The organism is Streptomyces turgidiscabies Car8 (genome assembly GCF_000331005.1).
Classification (GTDB): Bacteria; Actinomycetota; Actinomycetes; order Streptomycetales; family Streptomycetaceae; genus Streptomyces; species Streptomyces turgidiscabies.
Genome location: NZ_AEJB01000314.1, coordinates 1 through 13,731, shown reverse-complemented (window position 1 = coordinate 13,731; position 13,731 = coordinate 1). Strand labels below are relative to the sequence as shown.

Annotated in this window: 10 protein-coding genes; 5 read left to right on the top strand and 5 right to left on the bottom strand. The window is 65.0% G+C overall.

The window, feature by feature from the left end; translation table 11 throughout:
• Positions 1-2: 2 nt before the first annotated feature.
• Positions 3-3,164 carry a DEAD/DEAH box helicase gene (locus tag STRTUCAR8_RS20710; protein WP_044472560.1) on the bottom strand — a complete coding sequence of 1,054 codons (3,162 nt, stop codon included), beginning with the start codon at positions 3,162-3,164 and terminating at the stop codon, positions 3-5.
• Positions 3,165-3,312: 148 nt separating this feature from the next.
• Between STRTUCAR8_RS20710 and STRTUCAR8_RS52580 the strand changes: the two genes are divergently transcribed.
• On the top strand, positions 3,313-4,158 hold the full coding sequence (locus tag STRTUCAR8_RS52580; protein WP_143666448.1) for a DUF6602 domain-containing protein: 846 nt from the start codon (positions 3,313-3,315) through the stop codon (positions 4,156-4,158).
• A 15-nt stretch (positions 4,159-4,173) separates the two neighbouring features.
• Here the strand turns inward: STRTUCAR8_RS52580 and STRTUCAR8_RS52575 are convergent, their stop codons facing one another.
• A complete protein-coding gene (locus STRTUCAR8_RS52575) occupies positions 4,174-5,283 on the bottom strand; it encodes an SRA domain-containing endonuclease (protein ID WP_143666449.1) in 1,110 nt (369 codons plus the stop codon).
• Between the two features lie 174 nt (positions 5,284-5,457).
• Between STRTUCAR8_RS52575 and STRTUCAR8_RS20705 the strand changes: the two genes are divergently transcribed.
• Positions 5,458-5,769, top strand: a complete 312-nt coding sequence (locus STRTUCAR8_RS20705; protein ID WP_006377827.1) for an NIPSNAP family protein — start codon at positions 5,458-5,460, stop codon at positions 5,767-5,769.
• A gap of 131 nt (positions 5,770-5,900) precedes the next feature.
• The gene (locus STRTUCAR8_RS20700) at positions 5,901-6,428 is read left to right on the top strand and encodes a DUF6584 family protein (protein ID WP_044472569.1); all 528 of its coding nucleotides are present in this window, start codon (positions 5,901-5,903) and stop codon (positions 6,426-6,428) included.
• 280 nt (positions 6,429-6,708) lie between these two features.
• On the opposite strand, the gene STRTUCAR8_RS20695 is transcribed toward STRTUCAR8_RS20700, so the two are convergent.
• Positions 6,709-7,962, bottom strand: a complete 1,254-nt coding sequence (locus STRTUCAR8_RS20695) for a serine hydrolase domain-containing protein (RefSeq protein ID WP_044472559.1) — start codon at positions 7,960-7,962, stop codon at positions 6,709-6,711.
• A gap of 193 nt (positions 7,963-8,155) precedes the next feature.
• On the opposite strand from STRTUCAR8_RS20695, the gene STRTUCAR8_RS20690 reads away from it, so the two are divergent.
• On the top strand, positions 8,156-9,847 hold the full coding sequence (locus STRTUCAR8_RS20690; protein WP_006377826.1) for a serine hydrolase: 1,692 nt from the start codon (positions 8,156-8,158) through the stop codon (positions 9,845-9,847).
• 18 nt (positions 9,848-9,865) lie between these two features.
• Here STRTUCAR8_RS20690 and STRTUCAR8_RS20685 read toward each other — a convergent pair whose 3' ends face one another.
• Positions 9,866-11,002, bottom strand: a complete 1,137-nt coding sequence (locus tag STRTUCAR8_RS20685; protein WP_006377841.1) for an alpha/beta fold hydrolase — start codon at positions 11,000-11,002, stop codon at positions 9,866-9,868.
• A 275-nt stretch (positions 11,003-11,277) separates the two neighbouring features.
• A complete protein-coding gene (locus STRTUCAR8_RS20680) occupies positions 11,278-12,600 on the bottom strand; it encodes an MFS transporter (protein ID WP_100247599.1) in 1,323 nt (440 codons plus the stop codon).
• Between the two features lie 70 nt (positions 12,601-12,670).
• Here STRTUCAR8_RS20680 and STRTUCAR8_RS20675 point away from each other — a divergent pair, with 70 nt between their 5' ends.
• Positions 12,671-13,699, top strand: a complete 1,029-nt coding sequence (locus tag STRTUCAR8_RS20675) for a GlxA family transcriptional regulator (protein WP_006377825.1) — start codon at positions 12,671-12,673, stop codon at positions 13,697-13,699.
• Positions 13,700-13,731 lie beyond the last annotated feature (32 nt).

The following is a 13,731-nucleotide window of genomic DNA, read 5'->3' as shown; positions in this document are numbered from 1 at the left end:
GGCTACCCGGCTGTGATCGCCGAGTACGTCCATACGTCCGCCGGAATCTCGTGCTCAAGCTTCCACGTGATCGCCATCGGTTTGCTGCCTGTGTGCTTCTCGTACTCGGCCGGGCCAAGCAGCATCCAGGGTTGTGCACCGCCGGTATCGGTGCTCTTGTAGCGGCGGACGAAGAGCAGGACGTTACTGCCCTCGGCGACGTGATGCTGATACCGCAGACCCGTGGGAGAGGTCGCTGACGTCTGGTTCTGGGACTCCCAGTGGAAGAGAGTCTCGCTCTGTGCGTAGTCGTGATAGCGCGTCTGCGGTGAGAAGTCCTTCTCGTCCTTCTCCAACGTGATGAGGAGTGCATCCGTCTTGATTGAGTTGCACCACTTCACGCCCTCACGGAAGTCGGCCGGCATGAAGCCGCCAATGTACGACTGCCCCAGCGCAGGAAGGATTTCCTCGCGGCTGTAGGAGGCGTGCACGGTGAGCGGGACGCCGCTTGGGCCGCCAACACCCAAGAGCGGGATCGGTACGTGCTCGGTGTGGGCCAGGTTGTACTCCAACACCTGGCGCAGCTCACTGCGTACGGCGTGTTGCCTGCGCAGGGTCGCGAACCCGGCGTCGTAGGTGGCGTAACCCTTGCGGACGATGCCGCCAAGCGGCCACAACTGGAAGAAGAGCATGCGCGCGTACGCCTGCCCTTGCTCGTCGAGGGCGTCGTACGCAGGAGCGTCGTCCTCCAACATCCGGGTGTACGCGGCAACCCGCAGGGGATCGTCCACGTGGAGGAATGCCGAGACGCGCTTGAGGAGGGCGGCTTCACCTTCGGGAGCCTCACCCTTCAGGAGACCAGAACGGCGGAGTAGACCCGTCCACGAGTTCCCGTTGCCTCGGTAGAGCTCCTTGAGCTCGCGTCCGCTCTCGTAGAGGTAGCGGCTGAGCTTCGGTTCGGCGTAATCCGCCACCTCGCGTGCCAAAGCCGTGACGTTGACGCCGATCTGGTCTCTGATATTGGCGATGATGGTTTTCTTGGCCTTCTCCTCAAGGAGGATCTGGCAGCCAGACGGGAGCTGTGGGAAGTCGTGCTCGATGTTGTCCAAGAGCCGCTTGCGGGTCAGATTCGTCAGCGCGCGGAATTGGTTCTCGAAGCGGAACTCCTTGCGGTGCTGACCGATGAAGTCGAGCACGGTCAGTACCGCCTTGTTCTCGGTACGTCGGAGACCTCGGCCGAGTTGCTGCAAGAACACCGTTGCGCTGGAAGTAGGACGTAGCAAGAGCAAGGTGTCTACGTCGGGGATGTCCAGGCCCTCGTTGAAGAGGTCGACCGAGAAGATCACCTGCAACGCACCGGACTTGAGGTCATCCAGTGCCTGCTTGCGTTCGTCGGTAGGGGTCACAGCGGACAGGGCAACGGCCTTGATGCCTGCCTGTTGGAAGGACTGCGCCATGAAGTGCGCGTGCGTGACAGAGACGCAGAAGCCCAACGCGCGCATGGCGGTGGGATCGGCGACCTTCTCCGCAACGGCCTTCAACACCAGCAACGCTCGCGCCTGGTTGGCGGACAGCACATCGCTCAGAGCGTTTGCGTCGTACGCCCCGCGATGCCACTTCACCGCACTCAGGTCGGTGTTGTCGCTAATGCCGAGATAGTGGAAGGGGCTGAGTAGGTCGTTCTCCAAGGCCTCCCACAGCCGCATCTCGGCGGCGATGCGGCCATCAAAGAACTCGTCCTGGATGTTCTTGCCGTCCATGCGCTCAGGAGTCGCCGTGAGGCCAAGCAGTTCCAGCGGCTCGAAGTGATCGAGAATCTTCCGGTAGGTGGGCGAAGTCCCATGGTGGAACTCGTCGATCACGATCACGTCGAAATGATCAGCAGCCAGCCGGTCGAGCGCTCGTGCGTTGAGCGACTGAACGCTGGCGAAGACATGCGTCCAACGCTCCGGAATCTCTCCGCTGTGCAGGGACTCGCCGAAGTTCGCGTCTACCAGGACGTCTTGGTAGGTCCGTAGGGACTGCTGGAGGATCTCCTTGCGATGGGCGACGAAGAGCAGCCGGAGGTCACGGCCGTGCTTCTTGCGTAGTTGCTTGTAGTCCAGGGCCGCCATCACGGTCTTGCCGGTTCCGGTCGCCGCGACCAGTAGATTCCGGTGCCGATCATGTACTTCCCGCTCAACTTCGAGCCGCTCCAGCATGTCTCGCTGGTGTGGGTAAGGGCGTACTTCGAGGCCGGACAAGGTGATTCGGCGATCTGCAGCAGACGTAGCGGAGGTGCCGCCGGCGATCGCCAAAGCTTCCTGGAGCCGAGCTCCGTCGACTTCCGGGTCGTATATCTCGAAAGATGGATCGCTCCAGTACGACTCGAACGTTGCCTCGAACTTCCGCAGCACGTCGGGCGTCGCGATAGATGACAGCCGGACGTTCCACTCCAAGCCATCGAGCAGCGCGGCCTTGGAGAGGTTGGAGCTGCCCACGTACGCCGTGTCATAACCGCTCTTGCGCCGGAACAGCCACGCCTTGGCGTGGAGTCGCGTCGACCTGGTCTCGTAGTTGACCTTGACTTCGGCGTTGAAGTCCTGCACCAGCCGATCCAGCGCGCGCCGCTCGGTGGCGCCGATGTAAGTCGTCGTGATGACGCGTATCGGCACGTCTCGCTCGCGGGCAGCTTGTAGAGACTGCTCGATGATGCGCAGGCCGTGCCATTTCACGAAGGCGCAGAGCAGGTCGACGCGATCAGCGGTGGCGAGTTCGGCGCGTAGCTCGAAGCCGAGGTTGGGGTCGTCGGGCGAGTTGGTGATGAGTGCGGTGTCGGAGAGGGGGATACCTGGCCGAACGGCGAAGACACCGGGAGCCTCCTGCCGTGTCAATGCCAAGAGCTGGCGAGGTCCGTCTGCCACCAACTCCACCCACTCCTGGGCTCCTTCGAGGGTGCTGATGGACTCCAAGATGTGGTTCGTCGCGTATACCCGCTCCTCGGCAGGGATGCTCTGAAGCACGCGGCGCACCGTCCGGGCGATGTGCCTTGCGAGGACATGGGGAGCCGACTCGTCTCCCACCGAGTCGCTCACGAGATGCCACCCAAGGCTCGCGAACTCCTTCAGCTTCTGCTCGAAGCGCACGGTGATGAGCTCCTCGTACACACCCACGGCGGGCCGCACGGATTCCCCCGACTCAGACACCCTGGCTCCCTTGATCGCCTAGCAGCTGACTCATGTGTAACAGAGGGCAGTGACAGTGCGCAGGCGATGACTGACTGCTGGGATGGGGGAGAGGAGCGAGTTGCTGTCATAGCTGCACTGACCTGCTGCACTCCCCTAGAGTTATTCCATGACTCAGGAGAAACTTGGAAGAATCCTCAGCTCGGTTGCCAGACGGATGCGGGCAGACTTCGAGCAGTCAAGAAACTTCAAACACAACGGCGAAGCGGGAACTTCGCGAGAAGCTCTTATTCGGGAGTTTCTCGCCAGCTACCTACCATCTCATGTGGAACCAATACATAACGCCGAGATAGTCACAGCTGCAGACGAGACCTCTACCCAGTGCGACATCGTTCTCGCGGATCGAGGAACTCCACCATTCACTACTCTAAACGGGTATAGGATCCTCCCGAATGAGTGTGTCTATGGTGTTGTCGAAGTGAAGACCAAATTGGACAAGCAGCAGCTCTTAGATGCGTGCAACAAAATTAGCGTATTGCGTCGTATGTCAAAGAATTCGTATCGGCCGACGCCAGGACTTGTACCACGAAAAACGCTCGCCTATGGGAAAACTTACGACTTCTTCCCGACCTCGGGGATTGTCGTTGCTTTTGATAGTCTCAAGTTAGAGACGATTGGCAGTCACCTTATGGAGTGGTGTCAAACCCGACCGCCAGTCGAGTGGCCTGACAGTGTTTGGGTGTTAGGGAAGGGGCACCTGCAGTGGCAGAACCCTGATAGTTTGCTTCTGGAGCGCTCGCCCGGTCCAGGGTTTCTGCTTGCGCAAATTGACACGGATGAATATCAGGACATTCTCTTGGCTCTCGCGTTACACTTGAACATTCACTTCTCTGATGCGTGGATGAATCCACTGGACCTGGTGCCGTATGCGGGAGCCACTCGCCTTGGTGCTATTTCACGTCGATGGCGTATGACTCCCGCAGGTAGGCCGCTCAAGATGCTGGAAGGGCCGTAGAGGTAGGGATTTGATTCAGTCAGCTGGTACTGCGTCCCCTATGAAGCTGCCGTTTTCCGACCTGTAGACAATTTCAACTCCGTACGTTTTGCACAGGTCGAACATGTCCAAGTCGGGCTTCGCGGGAAGCAGGATTACGCGCTTGGGTGGCTCAGGATGCTCCTCGGTTCGCACATAGCGGCTGTAGTCTAAAATCTGCCCTAGCGCCATCCTTACGTCCTCGCGTGCACTAGATCCCTTAGCTTCATACAGAACGTGCTCTGATGCATCATAAAGATCTGTCCTGAGAGTGGACGTGAGCCCTTTGACTTTTATCTGGAAGGCGCCGGTCTTGCGGCCGACCTCTTTAAGGTGGGCCATGTAGGTACGGGTTAATTCGGCTTCGTGGCGCACGGCGATGTGGGCTGCCGCCGACGAGCGGAGGCTCATTTTCTTGTTGAATGCCTCTGATACGACGAACGTGCCGCTGGTAGCGGCATTTTCGGCAGCCTTTTTCAGGGAGCTTGCCTTTTTCTTGAGCTGGTTGGAAATTGGCAGCGTCCCGCTAGTCGCGGAGTCGCTATGAAAGTTAGCCGCAGTGACTATCTCGAAGGGGACGAGTTCCCATGTGGTCTCTGGTGCGGCGGGGATTGAATTCTTCGACGAATGCTGGAATTTTCCGTCCGGTCGAAGGCGGAAAACAATCACATTGCGTTCTCTACCGTCATTTCCGTGCACTCTGCGCCATACGTAAGGCTCTAGTGCATCCAGAGTAAATTCTCCTACAAACTGGTGCGTCTTGGTACCGCTATTAGGAAGCACGCCTATCTGTGTGAAAACTCGTAACGTGCGGTCTTGCTCGGCGTGGCGCAGTATGGCTCGGTTGCCTGAACCTGCGACACCAGCGAACGTCTGATTTCCAGATTTCCCTGCCCCGGTGTATTCGAATATGGGCCCCAGGTCGTCTTCCTCTGCCAGCCAGCCGTCGTAGTATCCGTTGAGCTCTCCGACGGAAGGGTCTGAATATAGGTTGACGCTCCGTTTTTCGACGGAGGGGCATATGCCACCCTGTCCGCTTCCCCCGAACACCGGCATAATCTCTGCACGCGTGCGCACATCTCCCGGAACGATCACGTTAGTCGCCATGTCATGACCCTAACAACCGTCAGCTCAAAGCCTTTGAGTGGGCGGTGGCGATGATGAGCGAGCAGGCGAGTTGGGGGCCTCCCGGGTGTCGACGATGCGGAGTCAAACCCATCTAGGACACGATGCGGCCGGACCACTCGGCCACCCGGTGAGACCTCGCCGCATCATGTACGCATGATCACCATCCACCTGACCTACGAGATCGACGCCGACAAGATCGACGACTTCGAGGAGTACGGACGCCGTTGGGTAGGGCTCGTCAACCGGTTCGGGGGGACGCATCACGGATACTTCCTGCCCAGCGAGGGGGACAGCGATATCGCCTACGCCCTGTTCTCGTTTCCCAGTTTCGCCGCGTACGAGCAGTACCGCACCGACAGCGCGTCTGATCCGGAGTGTCAGGAGGCGTTCGAGTTGGCTCGGCGTACGCGTTGTATCAAGCGGTATGAACGGCGGTTTCTCAGGCCGCTCGACGGCGTTTCCTGAGGGCTGGGACGTAGGTGCCGTTCTCCCGTCTCGGTGAGGGGGTTCGGCTGATGTCGTTCAGGGCGAGTGAGGGGGGGGCCGGGCAGGAAAGTCGGTCGACGCAGGTCAGTGCGGTGGCCGATCATGCGTTCATGTCCCTGACAGAGACCCTTGCCCGAGTCGACGCCGACCTGGCCGCCGGCCGGGTTCCCGTTGCTCGGCAGCGTTTGCGCGGCCTTGTCTCGTCGTTCCCGTACGATCTGACGCTCCGTCGGCGTTTGGCCGAGGTGTACCGGCTCTACGGTGACGCCGCCGAGGCGGGACGCTGGATGTATCTCGAAGAGGACCGCGATGCTGACGAGACGGCCGCCTTCGAGGCACGGTACGTCTCTCACGGGTGGCGGATGAAGGCCCTCGCCTGGCGCGGCCCCGAGGCGATGGCCGGCACCGCCTTCGCGGAGGGTCAGCTTGTCGCGGTGCGGAGTGCCTGCGCGGAGGAGCTGGCGTATCCCGTCGGCTGGGAAGACTCGGCCTTCAGGCGGTATGGCCTGGACGAGGAGTCCGAGGAGCCCTCCGGGCCGTGGTCGGTGAGCGGTGTACTGGCGGGCACCGGCTGCCTGGTGGGGGTTCTTGCGTTTCTCGCGATCTGGGTGAACGGAGTCGTGGCTCTCTTCGACTGAGTCAGGTCGCAGGGGCTGGGGAGGGGCGCCGCGCCGGGTTCGGTGGATCGCCCGGGACCGCTGGGGCGGGAGGCCCCGTGACGAGTGGAGCCGATGACCGTACTGCGGCACGACACACACGACCCACACGACACATCGGCCCCGCCCGACGCAAGGTGGCGCCCGAGCCCAGGCGTTGGCCCGGGCGGCCCCCAGCTCACCTCACCGGGCCACCCAGCACCGGCCACCAGGTCACACCGGGCCCACCCGGCCCCCGGCCACCTGCCCCCCCGCCGTACCCCTACTGCGGCGCGATCGCCCCGTCGTACACGTTCCCCGGCGTGACGATCTGCGTGATCGCCCGGGCGAAGAGTGTGGACGGTTCCTGGCCCCCGCTGCTGGCGTCCGTGTTGGTCATGATGACCAACGTGGCCTTCTGCGAGGGGAGATAGACGGTCACCGTCTGGTAGCCGGGGATGGAGCCGTTGTGGCCGATCCAGCCGCCCGTCTCGAAGATGCCGAGGCCGTAGCTGAGGCCGGGGAGTCCGGTCGGCAGGGTCTTGAGACGCTGGGCCTGGGTCTGCGGGCTGAGCAGGGTCCCGGTGGCGACGGTTTTCGCCCAGCTGCGCAGATCGTGCAGGTCGGAGATCATCGCCCCGGCCGCCCAGGCCCAACTGGGGTTCCAGTCAGTGGCGTCGGCGGTCGCTCCGCTCAGCGTCTGGTCGGTGTAGCCGCGCGGATGCGGCTCGGGGAACTCGGCTCCCTTCGGGAACAGGGTGTGACGCAGACGAGCCGGCCGCAGCACCCGCTCGTCGATGAAGTCGGCGAGCCGCTGACCGCTGACCTTCTCGATCACCAGGCCGAGCAGGACGAGGTTGGTGTTGGAGTACTGGAACTCCGCGCCCGGCGCGAAGGTGTTCTCGTGCCTGAAGCCGTACGCGAGCACTTCCCGGGGTGTGAAGGAACGCTTCGGGTCGCTCAGCAGGTCCTGGACGAAGTCCGGATCGGAGGTGTACGGGAACAGGCCGCTGCGCATCTCCGCGAGGTGGCGCAGCGTGATCCGGTGACCGTCCGGTACGCCGTGGACGTAGCGGGAGATCGGGTCATCGAGCCGGATCCGCTGGTCGTCGACGAGTTCGAGCAGTGCGGTGACGGTGAAGGTCTTGGTCTCGCTGCCGATCCGGACGTAGCCGTCGGTGGTCATCGGGCGGCGGGTGACGGTGTCGGCGACACCGGTCGCGTGGACGTAGCTTCCCTTGCCGGGCATCCACACCCCGACGGCGACACCGGGGACGCCGGCCTGTCGGCGTACGTCCTCGATCGCCTTGTCCAGCCGGGCGGTCACATCGGGGGAGAGGGTCGTCGGAGGGCAGTCTTTCTGGTCCCGCCCGTCCTGCCCGGAGTGACCGTAGTCCCGGCAGTGCTGTTCATGCCGGTGGTGCGGGTCGGCCGTAGTGGTCCGGGCGGTCGCGGTGGGGACCGCTGCCGTCCCGATCAGCGCACACGCCGCGAACAGTGCCGCGGCGAGCATCCTGCGGTGGGGGGTATGTCGCATCCGGGGTGCCTCTTCCAACTTGGGCGGGCTCGGACGGCAACATCACCATCGGCGACTCGTCGCAGATGACCCCTTCCGGTCGCGTACCGGCGAGTCCACTCGTTCGGAGCCGCTCGCCGATGGCTGCGGCGGCCCGTCCCCCGAATGGCTCGCTGATGCGACAGTCATCAGGACAGGACCTTCACTGGAAGACATGTCCCCCCTAGACGAGATACCGACGCAGACGCAGATACCGGCACCGGCACACGCACAGGCGAACGCGTCCGCATCCGCCCGGCGCCTTCGTGTCGCTGCCGCGCTGGGCGTGGTGGCGGCCCTGGCCGGCAGTGGCTGTACGACGGGTGCCGACACCTCCGGCGCCGTCCGCAAGGTGGCGGCGGAGGCCTCGCCGCTGCCCACCGTCCCGCCGGCCCAGCCGCCGCCGAGCCTCACGCGGGCCAAGGTCGACGCCGCGGTGGACAAGCTCGACGGCGTCGTACGGGACGCCATGAGCGAAACCGGTGTGCCGGGGGTCGCCGTCGGCGTGGTCTACGACGACAAGGTGCTGTATCTGAAGGGCTTCGGTGTACGGAAGGTCGGCGCGGAGGGCAAGGTCGGACCCGACACCGTCTTCCAGCTCGCCTCGGTCTCCAAGCCGGTGGCGTCGACAGTGGTCGCCGCGGCCGTGGGGGAGAAGAAGGTCGGCTGGGACGATCCGGTGGTCAAGTACAGCCCCGGCTTCGCCCTCAAGGACCCCTGGGTCACCCGCCACGCCACGCTCGCCGACCTGTTCTCGCACCGTACCGGCCTGCCCGACCACTCCGGGGACATCCTGGAGGACCTCGGCTACGACCGCTCGTACATCCTGGAACGTCTGCGCTACGAACCCCTGACTCCGTTCCGTGCCAGCTACGCGTACACCAACTTCGGGCTGACCGAGGCGGGCGTCGCCGTCGCGCGGGCGGCGGGAACCAGCTGGGAGAAACTGTCCGCCGACAAGCTGTACCGCCCGCTCGGCATGGACTCCACCAGTTCCTCCTTCGCCGACTACGAGAAGGCCAAGAACAAGGCCGTCACCCATGTGAAGCAGGGCGGCACCTGGCAGGCGAAGTTCGTACGGGACGCGGATGCGCAGAGTCCGGCGGGCGGAGCCAGCTCCACCGTCCGGGACATGACGAAGTGGCTGCGACTGCAGCTCGGCAACGGGGAGTTCGAGGGGCGGCGGGTCGTCGACGCCGACGCCTTGGACGAGACCCACCTCCCGCACAGCCTTTCCGAGCCGCCGCACGCGCCGGCGGGCAGGTCCGGGTTCTACGGGCTTGGCTGGAACGTCAGTTACGACGACCACGGCAGGTTGAAGCTCGGCCACTCCGGTGGCTTCGCGATGGGCGCGGCCACCAACGTCGCGCTGCTGCCCTCGGAGAACCTCGGCATCGTCGTCCTCACCAACGGCGCGCCCGTCGGCGTACCCGAGTCGATCTCCGCGACCTTTCTCGACACGGTGCAGACGGGCGGGCCCACGGTCGACTGGCTGACGTTCCTCGGCCCGCTCATCGAGGGGGCCCTTGCGGGCGAACGCTCCGAGACCGACTACGCCAAGCCCCCGGCAAAGCCCGCTCAGGCCAGGGCGGACGACGCCTACACCGGCACGTACGCCAACGACTTCTACGGGCCGATGACCGTCAGCTCCGCCCAGGGCGACGACCTCGTGATGCAACTCGGGCCGAAGAAGCAGCGGTTCACCCTGCGGCACTACGACGGCGACACCTTCTACTACAGCACCACGGGCGAGAACGCGGTCGGACTGTCCGGAGTGACCTTCACCGTCGGCTCCGACGGTCGCGCCGACAAGGTCCGGGTCGAGAACTTCGACACGAGCGGTCTCGGCACCTTCACCAGGCAGTGAACGACAGTCGATGAGCGGCTACGGCACCTGAGTGAAGGTGCCGTCCTCCGCCATGATGAAGCGGCCCTGGGTCTTGCCCTCGACCTTGAGTTGCTTGAGCCAGTGCTTCGACAGGTTGTGCAGGTTCTTGTGCTGCCCTTCCCAGGGCATCGAGTGGCCGGCGCATTTCGCCGTGACCAGGAGCTTGTGAGCCCCCGTGACGGCGTCGTAGAGCGCGGGGACGTGGAAGTCGAGCGCGGGCCCGGGGCTGGGCGGCGGTGTGTTGGCCGTCGTGTCGAACTCGCCGTGCACGATCAGCACGGGCACCGCGCCACCGAGAACGCCGCCCTGCCCCGCAGTGGTGTTGTTCCAGCCCCACGTGACGAAGTTCCGGAAGCGGCTGACACCCACAGGCTTTCCGGTCGCGGCGTCGACCTTTCCCCAGGTGCGGCCGATCGGATCGTTTTCCATGAGGGCGCTCCACACGACCTCGAACATGCCGGGTTCCCGCTGGTTGGCGCAGTGCACCTGAGCGCCCCAGCTGGCCTCGAAGCCGCGCGTGAGCACGTGGGTGGGAAAGCCGGGCGCGGGCAGTGTCGGCGGGTTCGAGGGGCCCAGGGGCGGGAAGATCGGCGCGAGCAGGAACAGGCTCTCCACCTTCAACGGATTCTTGATCGCGTACGGTCCCATCGCGAACGCGGCCGCCGACCAGCCGATGAACGCGACCTTCGAGACGCCACGCGTGCTGCGGATGTAGTCGACCACGGTGCCGAGCTCGTCCTGGTCGGTCTGGGAGTTGCTCAGCACGAAGGGGTAGGTCGGGGTACGCGGGCCCGAGAGCGGGGGAGTGACCGCGCTCTGCTGGCTGGGATTGACGTTGCAGGGGTCCTCCATCCGGGGACGGGGCGACCGGCCCGAGCCCTGGAGATCCATCATGAAGACGTCGTACCCGGCCTGGGCGAGCGACTGTCCCCAGGCGTACGAGGTGTGCTGGAGATCGTAACCAGCCAGCGTCGGCACGCTCCTGCCGTGCAGCATGAGGACCGCCTTGCGGTTTGCGGGGGGACCGGAAGGCGTGCCGTCGCGTTCACGCACGAAGAGCTCGACCTGTTCGTCCTTCGTGGCGTGAAGGGTCGACTTGTGCTTGACCCAGTGGTCGATCGGATTGACAGCCATGAGGGATCCTTCCGTTGACTCGGGCAACGGGTAGGCGGTGACTGCGATGAGAGCGCTCGACGCTCGGTTCTCACTGAAGACGGGTGTGGGTACCCGTATACGTATGCCGGTGAACGGGTCTACTGCTGCCGCCGTTCACGAACGGGACGCTCAGCTCCAGGAAAGTTCGGCACAGTTCATATCTCACTCTGCACCGACACCGCGGATATCGCATCCGTACGAAGAGCGCATGAGGCGGAAGGCAGTGTCGTAGCCCATGGTGGCGTCGCACGACGCTATGCGGCGAGCTCAGTGGTTCGTGGGCCTCGTACGACCAGGGCCATCAGGGCCGCGACGAGGCAGATCGCGCTCAGCGCGGTCCAGACGACGTTGTACGTGCCGAACAGGTCGCGGGCGGTGGCGCCGAGGAAGGCCGAAGCGCCCGCCCCCAGCTGGTGAGCGGCGTTGGTCCAGCCGAAGACGATGGGACCGTCTTCGCCGTAGCAGCGCTGGGTGAGCGCGATGACCGGCGGGACGGTCGCGACGTCGACGAGACCGTAGACGACAGCGAAAACGATCAAGGAAGGCCTGACGGTGGACGCGAGCACCATCGGCAGGGTCAACAGGGTGAGCGCGCGGATGGTGAAGTAGACGGCCAGCAGGCGACGGGGCTCGAAGCGGTCGGTGAGCCAGCCGGAGACAACGGCGCCCAGGGAGGAGAAGACGCCGATCAGGGACAGTGCCGAGGCGGCGGCGGTCGCGTGCATACCGTGGTCGTGGGCGGCGGGTACCCAATTGCTCCACATGATGCCGTTGGTGGAGGCGCCGCAGATGATGAACATGCCTGCCAGCAGCCAGAAGGTTCCTGTGCGAGCGGCGGCGAAGAGAACCCTGACGGTGCGGCGGGCGGCGCCCTGGGTGTGGGCGGGCTTGGCGACGAAGTGATCGCCTCCGTACGGAAGCACGCCGACGTCGGCCGGATGGTCGCGCAGGAGCAGGGCCACCAGAGCGGACACCGCCAGGGCGACGAGGGCGAGCGTCACCACGGGCGGCTTCCAGTCGTAGCGGTCGACCGACCAGGCCAGCAGGGGCAGGAAGACGAGTTGTCCCAGGTGGCTGGACGCGCTCAGGGCGCCGGTGACCAGACCGCGGCGCCGCGCGAACCAGCGGTCGGCGACGAGGGCGGCGAAGGTCATCGTCAGACAGCCGCTACCCAGGCCGATCAACACGCCCCAGTACAGGACCAGTTGCCACGGCGACGTCATCGCGTAGGTGAGCAGGGCACCGACCGCGATGAGCAGCATGGCACCCGCCCCCACCCGGCGGATTCCGGCGCGATCCATCAGTGCCGCGGCGAAGGGAGCGGTGAGGCCGAACAGGACCATGTTGACGGACGCGGCCAGCGCGATCTGCCCGCGGTCCCAGGCGTACGCCTCGTGCAGTGGCGTGACCAGCAGTCCCGGGACGGTCGTGAAGGCGCCGGCGGTCACGATGGCGGCGCCCGCGACAACGGCGATGACCCATGCGCGGTGCGGCCCGGAACGGGAGCGCCGGGGCCCAGCGGGCGACGGCGAGGAGTGCGCGGAAGGAGGGGTCTGAGTCTGTGGATGCTGAGCCATGTTCCCAGCGTGTCGGCGGGAGGCGCGTCCTTCGAGTGTCTGGATGGACCAGATGCGCAAGAATATGGCCATGCATGAGGTCACGGAATCCAGGACCGTTTTCACGCACCCCGAACGCCATCATGTCGCCGTACTCGCGCGGCAGATGACCCTCCCCATCGAGTTGGGCATCGTCCACCAGGTGTTCGGCCAGGCCAGGGAAGGAGCGTCGGTGGACGGCAAGCCGCTGTACGAGCTTGCCACGTGCGCCCTGAGTGCCGGGGAACTGCGCACGGACGGAGATTTCACCGTCACCGTCCAGCACGGCCCCGAGGCGCTGGCCGAGGCCGACACGGTGATCGTGCTGTCCTCCTACGAGGACTACGAGCAACGGGAGCCGACCCTGTCCGCGCCGCTCACCGAGGCGTTCGCCCGCATGCGCCCCGGCACCCGCGTCGCCTCCATCTGCACAGGCGCCTTCGTGCTCGCCTCCGCCGGGCTGCTCGACGGGCGGACCGCGACGACGCACTGGAGGTACGCCGACCAGTTCGCCCGGCTGTTCCCCAAGGTCGAGCTGGACGCGGACGTGCTGTACACCGACGGCGACGACGTGCTCACCTCGGCGGGGTGCGCCTCCGGGATCGACCTGTGCCTGCACATCATTCGGCGCGACTTCGGAATGGCCGTCGCCAACGACGTCGCCCGCCGCACCGTCGTACCACCGCACCGGGAGGGCGGGCAGGTTCAGTACGTCCGCCGCCCCGTGCCGGAGCCGTCGTCGCCCTCCACCGCGGCCGCGCGCTGCTGGGCCCTGGAGCGGCTCGGAGACCCCATCACCCTCGGCCAGATGGCAGCTCAGGAAGCCACCAGCGTACGGAACTTCACGCGTCGCTTCCGCGACGAGGTCGGCACCACACCGATGAACTGGCTGACCCAGCAGCGCGTCGAGCACGCCCGCGAACTCCTGGAACAGTCGGACCTGCCGGTCGACCAGGTGGCCGAGCGGGCGGGCCTCGGTACGGCCGCCAACCTCAGGCAGCACTTCCACACCACACTGGGCACCTCGCCCAGCGCCTACCGCGCCGTCTTCCGCGGACCGGGCGGCGCGACGGCCGCATGACAGCGGTGTGACAACGACATGGCGAGACGTGG